The sequence below is a fragment of the Metabacillus sp. cB07 genome, assembly GCF_016839225.1.
Lineage (GTDB): Bacteria > Bacillota > Bacilli > Bacillales > Bacillaceae > Bacillus_P > Bacillus_P indicus.
This window is the reverse complement of record NZ_CP069296.1, coordinates 1,741,915-1,755,501: the sequence shown is the minus strand read 5'-3', so window position 1 is coordinate 1,755,501 and position 13,587 is coordinate 1,741,915. Positions and strand designations below refer to the sequence as shown.

The following is a 13,587-nucleotide window of genomic DNA, read 5'->3' as shown; positions in this document are numbered from 1 at the left end:
TGTTTCCGCGTGGTTTTTTCGTATAGAGCCGTCCGTTTTATTTCACGTCCAGCTTTTCGAGATAAGTGATTGCGTCGTCAAAGGTGTCAATCGGGACGATCTTCATTTCTGTGCCTATATCTTTTGCCGTCTTGACCGCCTCCCTGTAATTTGACGTTTCAATGCCCTCTTGATTTGGAGCAAGGAAAATATCTGCCCCTGATTTATCGGCAGCCACAATTTTCTGCGAAATCCCTCCGATCGGACCGACTTTTCCATTGTCGTCAATGGTTCCGGTTCCTGCAATCTGATGGCCCTTTGTGAAATCCTCTTTTGTCAGCTGATTATAAATTTCAAGCGACATCATCAGTCCTGCTGAAGGCCCGCCAATATTGCTTGTATCAAGCGTGATGTCCGGATCGGTTTCAATTTCCCTGTCCGTCACAAGAGATATGCCGATTCCCACTTTGTTCGGGTCGTTCGGGAAGGTATCTGCCACAATCTCTGTTTTTCCTTTTTTTCCATTGCGTTCGTATGTAATTTCGATTGTATCGCCTTTTTTCTTCTTGCCGACATATGCAATAAATTCTTCAGCTGTTTTAAATTCGCTGCCGTCAACTTCAAAAATTCTGTCGCCGTTTTTCAGTTTGCCTTCAGAAGGCATATCTTTTACCACCTGCATGACGTAAATTCCCCTGAAAAGATAATCTACCTTTTTGCCCGCTTTTTCATAAGCAAGCGCAACCGCTGATTCCTGAGAAGATTCCATCATATGAAGCTGCCGGTCCAGATACTCATCATCTGATTCACCTTCCTGGACAACGTCCTCAAGAGGAAGGATTTCGTGATACGGGAACACAGAAGCTATGGCGTAAGAGAAGATATTGGCTCTTCCAAAACCTACGGTTGTAAGGGAAAAGCTGCCTTCCTCCTCATAGCCGCCCTCCACTTCAATAATCGGCTCAAGCTCCGTAGCCATTCCGGGCTTCGTTATATAAAAAGGAAGCTTAATAAAATTCAGCACCGCTGCCAGAATGATCCCTATAAGGATCGCTCTTACCAGTTTAGTATTCTTCTTCATCCTGCTGAGACCCCTTCCAGCTCTCTATAAGCAATTTTATTTCCTCTACATGCTTTTTTGCTTCGTTTTCACCAATTTCAATGATTTCTTTAATGTTTTTAAATGCTTTGGAACTGTACTGCTCGACATGCGGGCGAATCATGATGTCAGAAGCAATTTTCCGGTGATGAACAAGTTCATCCTGCATAATATCAAGACTTTGCAGAATAACATCAAAGATGGATGTTATTTCTTCCGTCTTTTTCACGCGGGAAACGTCCACTGCAATGACGAGATCAGCCCCCATTTCTTTGACCACCGATACGGGAATACGATCGACCACTCCGCCGTCGATGAGCAGTTTGCCGTCAATTTTTTCAGGAACAAATATGCCTGGAATCGCAATGCTTGCCCTCACCGCATCTGCCACAGGCCCTTTTGTAAAGATGACTTTTTTTCCTTCGTACAAATCCGTTGCCACAATAGACAGCGGAATTTCGAGATCTTCGATATTCATCCCTCTTGTAAAAACGCGGATAAATTCCTTTACGCGGTTTCCGGCAATGAACCCCATTTTCGGCACAGTAAAGTCAAGATAGTATTTCCGTTTGAACATCACTGCAAGTTTATATAAATGCTCAAATCCGAGCCCCGTTGCATAAAAACTCCCGACAAGCGCGCCCATGCTGCTTCCGGCAATCATATTGACAGGTATTCCTTCATCGTTCAATACTTTCAGTACTCCGAGATGTGCAAATCCGCGCGCTCCCCCGGATCCCAGTGCAAGACCAATTTTAGGTTCTCTTTTCAAAGAGATACCCTCCTCTGATGTCAATTCGTTCATTAGTCAATTCTATGGTCTAAAACGGTCCCCTATTCTCGTATATTGAAGTATCAAAGAGTGTACAACCCTGCAGGAAGTCTGAATTTATTTTATCACTTCCTGCTTTCAAAAGTATAGAAAGAAGCAAGAGGGGGACGCATGTTGAATTCATCTAAAATGAAGACACTCGTGCTTGGATGCTCGCTTTTCATCCTTGCATTTGCCATGATCATAAGCCCGAAGGTTTCCTTTACTGCTTCTAAGGCAGGGCTTGAATTGTGGTGGGGAGTTGTTTTTCCGTCTCTTCTTCCCTTTTTCATTCTCTCTCAGCTATTGACCGGCTTCGGTGTTGTCGCCTTTATCGGCGTGCTTCTTGAACCAGTTATGCGGCCGCTGTTCAGAGTGCCCGGCATTGGCGGATTTGTCTGGGCGATGGGATGGGCTTCAGGGTCTCCGGCAGGCGCTAAACTGACTGCAGAGATGAGGAAGAAACAGCAGCTTACTGCAGGAGAAGCAGAGAGGCTTGTTTCATTTACAAACTCGTCAAATCCCCTTTTCATATTCGGTGCTGTAGCGATCGGTTTCTTCAACAATCAGGCACTTGGTCTTCTCCTTGCAGCTGCCCACTATTCCGGAAATCTTGCAGTAGGTCTTACAATGAGGTTTCACGGCAGGGACAGCCAATCTGAAAATCAGGACAAATCAAGAAAGATTCCGTCCATTAAAGAAGCTTTTGATGAAATGCACAGAACACGTATAGAAGACCGGCGCCCAATCGGCAAAATGCTTGGCGATGCCGTTCTTTCATCCATCCAGACGCTTTTAATGGTAGGCGGCTTTATTATCTTATTTTCTGTCATAAACAAACTATTATCCCTTTTATCTCTGACAGACGCAGCGGCTGCAGGATTCAGCCTTATTCTCGCTTCTGTTCATTTATCGGCTTCTCTTGGTCTTCCCCTCGTTTCTGGGTTATTTGAGATGACTCTTGGCAGTCAGCTTGTGAGCACGGTTGACACAGACTTGCTTCAAAAAGCAATTGTCGTCAGCTTTATGCTCGGCTTCAGCGGATTGTCCATCCAGGCGCAGGTGGCAAGTATCCTTGCTGATACAGATATCCGTTTTCAGCCGTTTTTCGCTGCAAGGATCCTGCAGGGCATTTATGCGGCATTTTTCGCCTGGCTCTTCTGGAAACCGCTGTATTTGGGTGTTTCCGGTTCAGAGGTTTCCGTCATTCCTGTATTTTTAAGGGAAGATGCGCCGGTTGTGCTTGGTTCCGTCTGGTCCGTGCTTACGCAAACAGGTCCTGTTATTACACTTTTCTCACTATCCGTCTATGTCATCATCTATGCCAAGAGAATGCTTCAGAGAAAGTGAAGAATCCTCATAAAAAAGAGGCCTCAATTCATGAGACCTCTTGATTTTATTTGTTGAATTTTTGTTTAAGGGCGTGCTCAACAGGCTTTGGAACAAGCTCTGAAATATCTCCCCTGTACTTGGCCACTTCTTTTACAATGCTTGAGCTGAGGAACGAATACTGATTGTTCGTCATCATAAACAGGGTCTCAACATTCTCATCAAGCACTCTGTTCATGGATGTGATCTGCATCTCATATTCAAAATCCGACACTGCACGGAGCCCTCTTAAGATCGTGCTTGCTTTTTTGCTGTTTGCATATTCAATCAGAAGGCCTTTAAACGACTCCACCGTGACATTCGGCATATCCTTTGTCACTTCCTGCAGCAGCTCGATGCGCTCATCCACATTAAAGAGCGGATTTTTAGAAGAATTATTCAGGACGCACACATAAACATGATCAAAAACTTTTGCTCCCCGTTTAATAATATCCAAGTGTCCGTAAGTCACAGGATCAAAGCTTCCCGGACAAACTGCAATGCTTGCCATCTTACTCCCCCGTCCCTTTATCTGTGTGTGCAAAAATGGATACCCCGCTGATGCCGTATGTTTCTTTCCTCGTCATCACAAAAGCTCCGATTGTTTCCGGCAATTCAACATCATGATCATGCTCAGCCACAATGATGCCGCCTGTCTTCAAAAGTTTAAGCTCGTCTATTAATTCGATAAGCGCTTTCAATTTTTGTTTCTTATACGGCGGATCCAAAAACATGAGCTCACAGGACAGCTCTCTCTTTGCCATCGCTTTCAGTGCTCTCTCTGCATCATTCCGGTAAACCTCGGCCTGACCCTGAAAGCGGCAGGCTTCTAAATTTTTATGTATCGTTGCGATTGCTTTTGCTTCTCTGTCTACAAATATGCACGTATCCATTCCCCTGCTGAGCGCTTCGATCCCAAGACCTCCGCTTCCTCCAAACAGGTCAACAGCAAGACCTCCTTCAAAATAAGGCCCGATGATATTAAAAATGGATTCTTTCACTTTATCAGTTGTAGGGCGCGTTGACGTACCCGGTACACCCTTAAGCGGGCGGCCCTTGCAGCTCCCAGAAACTACTCTCATCTTTTTCACCACTGTCATTTTATGTCTTTACTGCATGAAAACAGCCTGTTTTATCGTACCATAGAGAATGGGCAAATGCATTAAAAAAAACCCCGCAGGCATCCTGCGGGGTCCTTCTGAACCAAAAAAAGCACGCTTTTTTTGGGCAGAAGGCAAAGGGAGAGGAGAAACCGGAGGAAGAACTTATGGGGAAACGTAAGTCTTCTCCGCGGTTGGCAACAACATCTCGATCGATGTTGTTACTAACATTATCCACTAATCATCCGGACCCTATACATCTTCTAACATTTTTTCTGAAAGAAAATAAAATCATCACCTACCGTACTTTCCAAAAAAGTGATACATTATGTGAAGAACGAACAAACAGGGGGACAAATACGCATGATTCAGCGCTTTATCGAACTTGGAGCAGGATATTCCGACCTATATGAACTGATTGAAACATCTAAAGCTAATGCGCACCGTGTCTCAAGATTTTTAATCTTGGAGACAGATACAGATGGAAGAAGCATGTCTTCCTTTGCGGTAGTTATGCAGCCGACTGACCCGGGACAATTTCAAGCCATCTATCTATGCCTTGAAGGTATTCCGGCGGGTGAAACGAAGCGCCGCCAACTATTCCAGGAGCTCTCGGAGTCTCTTGAAAAACCGATGATTGCACTAAATGTGAAATCCTCTGGAGAGTTTGCTGAGAAAGAGTTATATTATCAGTATTTAACAGGCATTCTCAGAATGAACAGATATCTGCCTGCCTGGCAATAAACGCCGGACTTAACAGATCAAAAAAAGCGCAGCCGCGAGGACTGCGCTTTTTCTTACAAGCCAAGTTTATAGTCATATTCTTTCGCTTTATCAATCTTCGATTCAAACTCCAGTTTAAGAAAGGGCTTATATGACGGTTCAGCATGCTTGACGAATGAAAAGGAAGAAACCTTTTCGATTGTATGTTCAACCTGCTCCATGTCACAATATAAGACGACATACTTTAATTTTTTTGATACGTAGTGGATGTTGCCGAATTTGCGGAGCATTTTAATCTGCTTTAACGAATGCATCCATATAATAATGCCTTGACGTTTATCAAACATCGTTCATATTCTCCCTTTTTATATTCTCCACTTGAAGTGTAACAATTTTCTAATTTTTTTACAATACGCAGCTTTTTTGAAAGGAGCTGGCCAAGTTGGATCTTGAGCAGACGTTTCAGCTGTTCCTGCGGCTTATGAATGAGGACAAACGCCTTGCGTGCACGGTTAAAAAAACAGCAGGCATCCCGTTTCTTTATATTGCGCACAAAGGAAATGCATCAGCAAATGAGCTTGCCTTACTGATTGAGAAGTCGGCACGGACCGCCATGCGCGGCAAAAGGCTGACGGCTGAAACCGTTTTTGTCAGAGAGGATAAAAATCTTTATGTATTCCGCCACCGTTTTTATGTGCCCCAGGAAAAGATGTTTTGCTGCGGTAATTTATGCGATGACTGCATCCGTTTAAAAAACAGACATAAAAAACGAGGCTGAGCCTCGCTTTTATGATGCTTTACAGCCGCACGACCCGCCGGAGCCGCATCCGCCCCCGCAGCTTGACCCGGAATCAAAGAACGGATTGCCGGTCGGCACTTTGATATTCTGCGACACGGCTGTGCCAAGTTCGACGCTGATCTCATCAAGGAGATTCTGCAGCTCTTTCTCCGCTTTTTTAAACGCAGACACTGCATCATGGAGGTCGAGCTCCCGTTTAGCATCTCTCATCGCTTTTGTTATTTCTTTATATTGGGGATGGTATTTACCAAAACGCTGAACATCCTCATATAAATTCTTTATCTCAACAAAACGCGCAATCACTTTCTGTGCAGATTTGTCTTTTCTTAATGTATCTAAAGTGCGGCGGTAATCTTCCGCAATTTCTGATTGTACCACTAATGCGCCAAGAAGCTCAGCTTCATCGAGCAATTGAACACTTTCCATTGTAGCTAGCATAGAAACATCACCTCAAACTACATTCTACCATGTTTGCGCCTCAATGGTAAATGGAGCGGCTCGTCCTGCATCAGATTGTGACGTTCCACGTCTTTTTCAGATGATAGCGGGAAGAGTCGTTGTGGAGCACTTCTATAAAAATCGTATGGGTTCCTTTGTCCAGTCCTTTTATGATAAATGCAGCTGTATGAATTTCATCTGTTTTTTTTCCGTCAATATACAGATTCAGATAGCCTTCTCCGTTAACCTTTTCCCCGCGCTCATCCGAAAAGGAAAAATTCGGGATGTAGCATTCTATGTATACATTGCTTCCTTTAACATGATGAGTGACATTGAGCTGCCTCGGCTGAACGGCTGTTTCAACCGCCTCATCTCCAAGCATGCTGACTTCCATAGGGACCGTTTCCTCCCCCTCAGGCCGGGGCTTTTCATTCGAACATGCAGATAGAGCCGCAGCCAGAGCCAACAGCAAAATAAAATGTTTCACAGTAAACAACGCCTCCTTTTCACGGTAGTTTCACCAGAAAGAAGCCAAATATGTCCGGATAAAAGAAAATAGAAGAGAAAGTCTTTACCTGACCCCTCTTCTATTAATCCTGCTGCCTCATGGACTGTAGCATGCCGAGCATCATGGAAGCCATGTTGACGGAGTTTGAAAATTGGGCTACCTTGTGAGGAATGGTTTTTTGATAATAATTCATCATCGCAAGCTTCATTGATTCGGTGTCGCCCGGGTTTCTCGACAGCTTTCTGTACCACTGCGGCTGCTCGCGTATGAACTTTTTTAATTCGTTGTCTGCTGCAATCATGTCCTGAATTTCTTTTCTCATCTCACCCGCTCCTGCTTAATCTTTTCTGAAAGAAAATGGATTACTTTGCGTTTTTGACTGGCCTGAAGAAGCACCTTTTGTCAGCCCGAATGTTGAAAACAGATTTTGAATGGAAGAAATTGTGTTGTTCATGTTGTACAGATGCTGATTCATCTGATTTGCGTCCATGTTTTTAACAGCCGTCATCATTCTGGACATAAAATCGGATTTTTTATCCTCTGCACTTTCAGCCTCGGCCGCGTCTTCCCTGTATTTTTGCCAGGAAGCATCATTTTCTCCGAGCAGATACCAGTCTTCAAATAATTCCTGCCATTTTTTATCGCCTTTTCTTACCTCTGAAATCAATTTTGGATGTTTTTTTACAAATTCTTTAAATTGTGCAATAGATGGATGTTCTTTTTTCTCAGTCATTATGATCACCTCTGCTTACATTCGCCTGCTTTATTTTATTTTTGAACGGTCAATCGGTTCGCCCAATTTTTCAAAGGAAGTGTCATTTACATCCTTCACTGGAAAATCCTGATTGCGCTCAGTTTGCAGCAGCTGATAAGATAAAAGCAGCACAGAAAGGATGAGTGAGACATGGAAAAGGCAGAAATTGCGAAGCTTTTGGCTGAAATAAAGGAGGAAGATCTTCAAGCAGCCGAGCTGTTTCTTTTGGGACTGCAAAAGAAAGCGCAAAAAGAAAACGGTACATACATAGGAGCATTCCTTGCGCCAAGCGGGGAATACAGGGAAAATGAATTTATTTTAAAAATACCGAACACCCCTTTAATTCAAAATTCACTGGATATTGTGCACGGAGGCATCACTGCTACTCTGCTTGACTCTGCAATGGGCTCTCTCGTCCATCACGTCCTGCCAGGCCATCTTGCAGCTGTAACGTCTGAAATGAAGATCAACTATGTGGCTCCTGGCATAGGCTCAGAACTCACTTGCACCGCATCTCTTATCCATAAGGGCAGCAAAACGCTTGTGACAGAAGGCAGAGTCGTCCGGGATGACGGAAAATTAATGGCCCATTGTACAGCAAGCTTTTTTATCATCGACAGACCAGCTCAATAAGGCGGGGATCCAATGTTTCCATTTTTTAAAAAGACCTGTTATTTCTGTAAAAAGAAAGTGAAGCATTCAGAGGTTTATCTTGGGGAAAAACAGAAGAAAATCCATGTGTGCAGGCTTTGTAAAGCCTATGCCGAACGAAGAGCATACCGCAAAGCATAAGAAAAGACATCCAGCCCGGATGTCTTTCTGTCTTTATTCAAAAGGCCTGATGAAGTTCTGTGTATAGTAAAGCTCGTTAACACCGACACCAAGCTTTGTAAATTCAGGGTTCAGCAGGGCTTCTCTGTGGCCTTTGCTGTTAAGCCAGCCTTCAACAGCAGCAATGCCGTCAATGTACTGGGCAGCAATATTTTCACCCGCAAGCTGATAAGTGACTCCTCCTTCTTTCAGTCTGTCGCCAAGAGTTCCTTCAGTTGGTGACTCATGAGAGAAGTAATTGTTGACGAGCATATCATTGCTGTGCCCGAAAGCAACCTCTGAAGTCATTTGATCCCATTCTACAGGCGGTACGCCGTGCCTGTCGCGGATCACGTTTGTCAGATCCAAAATCTGCTTTTCTGCGCCTTCTTCAACCGCCTTCCACTGTTCATCTGTCAGTTCGGCGGGTTCAAGAAGTTCCCCTCTGTAAACCACTTCGTATGGCCTCTGCTTGATGAGGGTCTCTTTATCCAGGGCCCTTATGCTCGACAGTTCTCCGTCAAATTTATCCAGGTAAAGCTGAACAAAAATATCTCCAATCTGCACAATAGGCCTCGTGTTCATGTCTTCCTCGGACATTTCAAATCGATAGGAACTGCCATTTAAATCAATGGAAATGCTTGAGGATATAGAATTTGTTTTAAAAACATCTCCGGCAGGCTGTCCGAGCTTATAAGGATTCACATTGACATCAGGTCCAATTGCATAAACGGTGACAACCTTATTGTCCTTCACTCCAACCTGCAGATATTGCCTGTCATTCTGATTATAAATCCACCATTCATAATCGTAGGAAGACGGATCAATCCTGACTGGCTCCCCCAGTGTATTCACGATATCATCTGATGATTTTCCAATGAAGGATAATACCCCTTCTTCCGGCACGTTCAGCTGCTCTTCAGACTGCCCGGCGAGCTGTTCGCTCTCATCCTGCTGTCTGATCGGCTGCTCATGATTTCCATACTGAATATATAAAAAATAAGAACCTGCAATAATCAGCAAAAGAAAAAACGTCTTAAATATACCGCCCAGCTTTCATCCCTCCAGGTCTTTCGTTTCTGCCATTATATGAAACAGCAAAATCTATATACTAGTAAACAGTATTTCACAAGATTGGCAGATAGTATATCCTTTTATAGGTCATTTAATCAAAAAACAGGTTTTTTTTCAAATCGTACGGTTCAGGAGGGCTAAATCGTTTAAAAAGGAGCATGCAGCTGCATGCTCCTTTATTCTTCAGTGCAAATGGCTGCCGTGTTCGGAAATGTCTGAGAGCGCTGTTCCCGCTCTTTGGTCTGACAGATGATTAAGTGACAGGTCTCCCAGTGAAACCATCCCGAGCATTCGGCCATTTTCCACTACAGGAAGCCGTCTGATCTGATGCTCGGCCATGAGCCCTGCAGCTTCTTCCGCTGTTGCATCCGGGCCGATAGTACAGAGGTGATCACTCATTACATTTGTCACCTTGTTAGACCCCGGATGTTTTTCAGCTATTCCACGGATAACCAAATCACGGTCTGTAATCATTCCAATCAGCTTATCGCCTTCGACTACGGGAATCGAGCCTACATCCCAGTCCCTCATCTTAACAGCAGCCTCATAAACATTATCAAGCGGTGTACATACTTGAATATCTTCAGACATAATATCTCTCACTTTTTGCATCTTTTATCCTCCCTGACAAACGATATGTGAACGAAAAGTTCCGATACACCCAGTTTGTCCAAAAACAAGATAAAGATGTAAAATAAAAGGTAAAGATTGAAAGTTCGATGCATTCGTACTATGATTGAAGGGGAGTTCATTAAAGCGCTTTACTAATGAAAATGCCGCGACAAGGTTTTTAGGAGGGAATACATAATGAAAATGGAAAACACGGGACTTGACGGGCTTACGGTTGAACTGAACAGACTGGATGAAATCATGGATGATCTTGGAATTGTCCGTGCAGGGCAATGGGATTATGAGCGCGTTACATATGACCGCAAGTTTGAAAACAAAGGGGAAACGTTCTACCTGCGCATTCCAGGCTATGCTGCTGAAGGTGATATCGGATCGAGACATGCGGTGATAAAACTCATGACTCCCCTTCTTGGAAAGCACTATTATCCTCATGGTGTTGAATACGGAGAAGGCGAGGATTTTCCAAATGCTGTTTTAAACACAAGCAAAAATCTTCTGAAACAGCTGAAAGAAGAAATCGGACGCATCGTATAAGATCTGTTTCTGTCCAGTGCAGAAGCAGATGCAAAAAAGCAAAAGCTCTCGCAGCTTTTGTTTTTTATTTTCTTTATTTTTAAAACTTTTTTGAAGAATTGCCAAAATTCCGTTCCTTAATTCCGTACTTTCGTACTATAATTTAGAGAGAAAGATTGAAAGGAGCAAAAGATTGTCTACTATATTTACTAAGCGGCGCCTCCTCACTGCATTATTCATAGTCCTGATCGGGCTGATCATCTATTTTCTTCTGCCGATCTCAGTTCCTCTCATTATGGCTTTTCTGACTGCACTTTTGCTGGAGCCGCTTGTCAGGCTTTTGCAGAACCGTGCAAAACTTCAGCGGAAACTGAGTGTCCTTATCACCTTTTTGCTGTTTTTATGTCTCATTGCTGTAAGCGGCTATTTCATTACGACGAAGGTTGTCGGTGAAGCAATCATTACGATTGAAAATGCGCCTGAGTACATAAATGAAATTACGGTTGCCTGGAATGAAATTGAAGAAAGATTTACACACTCGGCAAAAGATCTTCCTCCCGAATTTGTAAATGAAATCAGCAATCAGGTAAAAGAATTTCTTGAGAAGACAAAAGCAGATCTTGCAAGCTCCGTTAACATCGAAAATGTGAAAACGATCATAACGAACATTCCCGATTATATGGTCAACATGCTCGTATTTTTAATCGCACTGTTTCTTTTCATGCTGGAGCTGCCCAATCTGAAGATGCGCATGTATGCACATATGAAGGAAAACACTGCGCAAAAAGTAAACTTTATGATTAACCGCATGTCCTATGTTATTTTCGGCTTTGTCAAAGCTCAGTTTCTTGTAAGCATCATTATTTTTATCGCTTCCTTTATCGGTCTGATGCTGATTATGCCCGAGGTCGCTCTTGTCATGGCCATCATCATTTGGGTGATTGATGTGATACCGATTATCGGCTCCATCATCATTATGGGTCCATGGACGCTGTATCACCTTATCTCCGGAGATACTATTCTTGCAGCAAAACTCGGCATCCTGACTGCGGTCCTTTTAATCATCAGAAGGACAGTTGAACCGAAAGTCATGGGAAGCCACATTGGTCTTTCCCCGCTTGCAACACTGATCTCCATGTATCTTGGACTGAAACTGTTCGGCGTCCTTGGATTTTTCATCGGCCCGATGATTTTAATTATCTACAACTCTGCAAGAGAAGCAGGGATTATCCGCTTTACATTTAAAATTTAAATTGCAAGAGCCGGACTGAAATTGTCCGGCTCTTATTTTATAAAAAACAATACGGTTTTTCTCCCGGCAATGTCTTTTCAAGAAGTCTCACATCGTGCTTAGAGCCGTTTATATACCCGGCCCCATAAAGCATGCCCGGATTCAGGCTTTTAAAAAGGAGCGCAGCGAGAATACTGCTCTCAACAGACACCACACTTCTGCAGCCGGCTGATTGAACAGCTCTTCCCTTCCCGTCCTCGATGCAATATATGCCGCTGTTTGCAGGCAAGGATGAATCCGTTACTCGCAAGTACAGGGGACTCTCTGCGTTGTTAAAAGGAAACACAGCCATAAAATCAGGCAAATTAATGATTTTTCCAATAAAGACTGGAAGCTGACGGCTTGATAAAAATGGATTTTTCAACTGATATGGAAATGAATCACTCTCTTGCAGTGTCAAGATTAATTCATTCGCTGGAAGCGTCCTGATTTTGTTCCAAAGGGCCGGTTTGGCTTTCGGGCTGATTGCGGCCCATTCTTTTATATGAAGCTTTTGATCGGCCATGAAACATTTCATATAGCCAATGGCTTCACCTTTGTCGTTATTCGCTGCAAAAAGGGAGTATTGAGCCGCACTCTTGAGTTCCGTGAGGTCGTCAGAAGAAGAAATCAGGCAGGTTCGATGCCCCGATAATTTCTTCACGATCTGTTTTGACAAGTATTTACCGCTGATTCCATTGGCTTCAAATACTTCACAGGAACTGTTAAATGACCGTAAATAAAGGCATTCGGGAGCCATTCTCCATTCCCTTGCCCTTATTAACTTTTCAACTCCATACTTCCTTTTGAATGAGAGAGGCATGTGATCAAAAAAAACCAAGTGACATCCCTGACTTCTCCATTCTTCAAGGAGACCGCTCATTTGCCTGTCCAACTTGCTGGACCTCCAATTAATGAAAGGGGATGCACTTACTTGAACGGCTTTAAGCTTATGACCCGAATAAGTCAGCTCTCTAAGGCGGACAAATAAATCCTCCCCGGGTGCAGCTTGAAAAAATGGCAGATCTGCTTCCATTCTTTTTTTGGCTTCGCCTATGCTGCACACCCCTCTTCTACGCTTTCTTTTTCAGCTCCCAGGATAAGAAAACATCTTCTTTTTTCGTGCAGATCATACCGAGCTTTTCAAACAGTTTGATGGATTTGCTGTTCTCATCCAGACACTCCATCTGAATACTGGCTACTTTTCGTTCACTTGTCAGCCATTCCATGACAGCATCAATCGCTTCATAGGTCAGACTTTCTTCATCAGCCGCTTCATGAATGTTGTAGCTCAGCTCGACTGTCCCGCTGTCATCAGGTATTCCCTGAAGAAACAAATCTCCGATAATTCTTTTTTCATTGTATAAAATGATCAGCCAAAGACCCAATCCGTGCTCCTGATCGTTTTTCTCGAGCTTTTCAATAAACAGCGGGAGCATCCCTCTTACAGCAGAAGAAGGCCAGGCACAGGGTATTCCAATCGGGGACCGGGTTTCCAGTTCCTTTCTGTGAAAAATCAGCGACTTTGCAATATCCAGTGAACAAGGAATAATTAAAAGCCGGTCTGTTATAATTTCGATCATCTTCCCGACACTCCCTTTCAAGAACTCCCTCATACTTTCATTTTATGGCCATAATGAGCGTCCTATACTTCCTGCAGAGCGTTTTTTCAAGATTAGAGCATAAAAAAAGAAGCAATAGAAATCTTTCA

Annotated in this window: 19 protein-coding genes; 6 read left to right on the top strand and 13 right to left on the bottom strand. The window is 43.5% G+C overall.

Translation table 11 applies throughout. The annotated features are described in order from the left end of the window. Positions 1-37: 37 nt before the first annotated feature. Together JOJ89_RS08815 and JOJ89_RS08810 are read right to left on the bottom strand one after the other, a co-directional pair. A complete protein-coding gene (locus JOJ89_RS08815; protein WP_203290110.1) occupies positions 38-1,060 on the bottom strand; it encodes a SepM family pheromone-processing serine protease in 1,023 nt (340 codons plus the stop codon). Then, positions 1,044-1,883 (bottom strand): patatin-like phospholipase family protein, encoded by an 840-nt coding sequence (locus JOJ89_RS08810; RefSeq protein WP_051827082.1) that lies wholly within the window; start codon positions 1,881-1,883, stop codon positions 1,044-1,046. Before JOJ89_RS08810 ends, JOJ89_RS08815 begins: the two co-directional genes overlap by 17 nt. A gap of 141 nt (positions 1,884-2,024) precedes the next feature. Between JOJ89_RS08810 and ylbJ the strand changes: the two genes are divergently transcribed. Then, on the top strand, positions 2,025-3,239 hold the full coding sequence (gene ylbJ / locus JOJ89_RS08805; protein WP_411334960.1) for a sporulation integral membrane protein YlbJ: 1,215 nt from the start codon (positions 2,025-2,027) through the stop codon (positions 3,237-3,239). Between the two features lie 46 nt (positions 3,240-3,285). Here ylbJ and coaD read toward each other — a convergent pair whose 3' ends face one another. After that, the gene (gene coaD, locus JOJ89_RS08800) at positions 3,286-3,768 is read right to left on the bottom strand and encodes a pantetheine-phosphate adenylyltransferase (RefSeq protein WP_029285056.1); all 483 of its coding nucleotides are present in this window, start codon (positions 3,766-3,768) and stop codon (positions 3,286-3,288) included. 1 nt (position 3,769) lies between these two features. Beyond that, a complete protein-coding gene (rsmD, locus tag JOJ89_RS08795; protein WP_203290109.1) occupies positions 3,770-4,339 on the bottom strand; it encodes a 16S rRNA (guanine(966)-N(2))-methyltransferase RsmD in 570 nt (189 codons plus the stop codon). Between the two features lie 381 nt (positions 4,340-4,720). On the opposite strand from rsmD, the gene JOJ89_RS08790 reads away from it, so the two are divergent. Continuing rightward, entirely contained in the window at positions 4,721-5,101 is a 381-nt protein-coding gene (locus JOJ89_RS08790) for a DUF7147 family protein (RefSeq protein WP_029285059.1), read from the top strand. Positions 5,102-5,154: 53 nt separating this feature from the next. Here the strand turns inward: JOJ89_RS08790 and JOJ89_RS08785 are convergent, their stop codons facing one another. After that, positions 5,155-5,427 (bottom strand): YlbG family protein, encoded by a 273-nt coding sequence (locus JOJ89_RS08785; RefSeq protein WP_029285061.1) that lies wholly within the window; start codon positions 5,425-5,427, stop codon positions 5,155-5,157. 95 nt (positions 5,428-5,522) lie between these two features. On the opposite strand from JOJ89_RS08785, the gene JOJ89_RS08780 reads away from it, so the two are divergent. After that, the gene (locus tag JOJ89_RS08780) at positions 5,523-5,858 is read left to right on the top strand and encodes a hypothetical protein (protein ID WP_035206503.1); all 336 of its coding nucleotides are present in this window, start codon (positions 5,523-5,525) and stop codon (positions 5,856-5,858) included. A 9-nt stretch (positions 5,859-5,867) separates the two neighbouring features. Here the strand turns inward: JOJ89_RS08780 and JOJ89_RS08775 are convergent, their stop codons facing one another. The 4 genes from JOJ89_RS08775 to ylbD form a co-directional block, all read right to left on the bottom strand. After that, positions 5,868-6,317, bottom strand: coding sequence for a YlbF/YmcA family competence regulator (locus JOJ89_RS08775; protein WP_029285065.1), 450 nt, complete (start codon positions 6,315-6,317; stop codon positions 5,868-5,870). 70 nt (positions 6,318-6,387) lie between these two features. After that, positions 6,388-6,804: a hypothetical protein gene (locus JOJ89_RS08770; protein WP_051827080.1), complete on the bottom strand. Its 417-nt coding sequence runs from the start codon at positions 6,802-6,804 to the stop codon at positions 6,388-6,390. A gap of 103 nt (positions 6,805-6,907) precedes the next feature. Then, positions 6,908-7,147 (bottom strand): YlbE-like family protein, encoded by a 240-nt coding sequence (locus JOJ89_RS08765; protein WP_203290108.1) that lies wholly within the window; start codon positions 7,145-7,147, stop codon positions 6,908-6,910. Between the two features lie 15 nt (positions 7,148-7,162). Then, positions 7,163-7,558 (bottom strand): YlbD family protein, encoded by a 396-nt coding sequence (gene ylbD / locus JOJ89_RS08760; protein WP_029285070.1) that lies wholly within the window; start codon positions 7,556-7,558, stop codon positions 7,163-7,165. Positions 7,559-7,729: 171 nt separating this feature from the next. On the opposite strand from ylbD, the gene JOJ89_RS08755 reads away from it, so the two are divergent. Next, a complete protein-coding gene (locus tag JOJ89_RS08755) occupies positions 7,730-8,212 on the top strand; it encodes a PaaI family thioesterase (RefSeq protein WP_029285072.1) in 483 nt (160 codons plus the stop codon). 192 nt (positions 8,213-8,404) lie between these two features. Here the strand turns inward: JOJ89_RS08755 and JOJ89_RS08750 are convergent, their stop codons facing one another. Together JOJ89_RS08750 and JOJ89_RS08745 are read right to left on the bottom strand one after the other, a co-directional pair. Continuing rightward, on the bottom strand, positions 8,405-9,442 hold the full coding sequence (locus tag JOJ89_RS08750) for a CAP domain-containing protein (protein WP_029285074.1): 1,038 nt from the start codon (positions 9,440-9,442) through the stop codon (positions 8,405-8,407). Between the two features lie 204 nt (positions 9,443-9,646). Then, positions 9,647-10,075 (bottom strand): CBS domain-containing protein, encoded by a 429-nt coding sequence (locus JOJ89_RS08745; RefSeq protein WP_203290107.1) that lies wholly within the window; start codon positions 10,073-10,075, stop codon positions 9,647-9,649. Positions 10,076-10,270: 195 nt separating this feature from the next. Between JOJ89_RS08745 and JOJ89_RS08740 the strand changes: the two genes are divergently transcribed. Together JOJ89_RS08740 and ytvI are read left to right on the top strand one after the other, a co-directional pair. Beyond that, a complete protein-coding gene (locus JOJ89_RS08740; protein ID WP_029285077.1) occupies positions 10,271-10,627 on the top strand; it encodes a YugN family protein in 357 nt (118 codons plus the stop codon). A gap of 172 nt (positions 10,628-10,799) precedes the next feature. Next, on the top strand, positions 10,800-11,858 hold the full coding sequence (ytvI, locus tag JOJ89_RS08735; RefSeq protein WP_029285079.1) for a sporulation integral membrane protein YtvI: 1,059 nt from the start codon (positions 10,800-10,802) through the stop codon (positions 11,856-11,858). A 37-nt stretch (positions 11,859-11,895) separates the two neighbouring features. Here the strand turns inward: ytvI and JOJ89_RS08730 are convergent, their stop codons facing one another. Together JOJ89_RS08730 and JOJ89_RS08725 are read right to left on the bottom strand one after the other, a co-directional pair. Beyond that, a complete protein-coding gene (locus JOJ89_RS08730) occupies positions 11,896-12,636 on the bottom strand; it encodes a sterol carrier protein domain-containing protein (protein ID WP_203290106.1) in 741 nt (246 codons plus the stop codon). Between the two features lie 313 nt (positions 12,637-12,949). Continuing rightward, complete coding sequence (locus JOJ89_RS08725; protein WP_029565559.1) at positions 12,950-13,459, bottom strand: GNAT family N-acetyltransferase; 510 nt, start codon at positions 13,457-13,459, stop codon at positions 12,950-12,952. Positions 13,460-13,587: the final 128 nt, after the last annotated feature.

What these genes read in the sequence shown, in the direction of transcription:
- JOJ89_RS08815 (WP_203290110.1), bottom strand. Translation starts at nt 1,060, where the DNA reads ATGAAGAAGAATACTAAACTGGTAAGAGCGATCCTTATAGGGATCATT.
- JOJ89_RS08810 (WP_051827082.1), bottom strand. Translation starts at nt 1,883, where the DNA reads ATGAACGAATTGACATCAGAGGAGGGTATCTCTTTGAAAAGAGAACCT.
- coaD (WP_029285056.1), bottom strand. Translation starts at nt 3,768, where the DNA reads ATGGCAAGCATTGCAGTTTGTCCGGGAAGCTTTGATCCTGTGACTTAC.
- rsmD (WP_203290109.1), bottom strand. Translation starts at nt 4,339, where the DNA reads ATGAGAGTAGTTTCTGGGAGCTGCAAGGGCCGCCCGCTTAAGGGTGTA.
- JOJ89_RS08790 (WP_029285059.1), top strand. Translation starts at nt 4,721, where the DNA reads ATGATTCAGCGCTTTATCGAACTTGGAGCAGGATATTCCGACCTATAT.
- JOJ89_RS08785 (WP_029285061.1), bottom strand. Translation starts at nt 5,427, where the DNA reads ATGTTTGATAAACGTCAAGGCATTATTATATGGATGCATTCGTTAAAG.
- JOJ89_RS08775 (WP_029285065.1), bottom strand. Translation starts at nt 6,317, where the DNA reads ATGCTAGCTACAATGGAAAGTGTTCAATTGCTCGATGAAGCTGAGCTT.
- JOJ89_RS08765 (WP_203290108.1), bottom strand. Translation starts at nt 7,147, where the DNA reads ATGAGAAAAGAAATTCAGGACATGATTGCAGCAGACAACGAATTAAAA.
- ylbD (WP_029285070.1), bottom strand. Translation starts at nt 7,558, where the DNA reads ATGACTGAGAAAAAAGAACATCCATCTATTGCACAATTTAAAGAATTT.
- JOJ89_RS08755 (WP_029285072.1), top strand. Translation starts at nt 7,730, where the DNA reads ATGGAAAAGGCAGAAATTGCGAAGCTTTTGGCTGAAATAAAGGAGGAA.
- JOJ89_RS08745 (WP_203290107.1), bottom strand. Translation starts at nt 10,075, where the DNA reads ATGCAAAAAGTGAGAGATATTATGTCTGAAGATATTCAAGTATGTACA.
- JOJ89_RS08740 (WP_029285077.1), top strand. Translation starts at nt 10,271, where the DNA reads ATGAAAATGGAAAACACGGGACTTGACGGGCTTACGGTTGAACTGAAC.
- JOJ89_RS08730 (WP_203290106.1), bottom strand. Translation starts at nt 12,636, where the DNA reads ATGGCTCCCGAATGCCTTTATTTACGGTCATTTAACAGTTCCTGTGAA.
- JOJ89_RS08725 (WP_029565559.1), bottom strand. Translation starts at nt 13,459, where the DNA reads ATGATCGAAATTATAACAGACCGGCTTTTAATTATTCCTTGTTCACTG.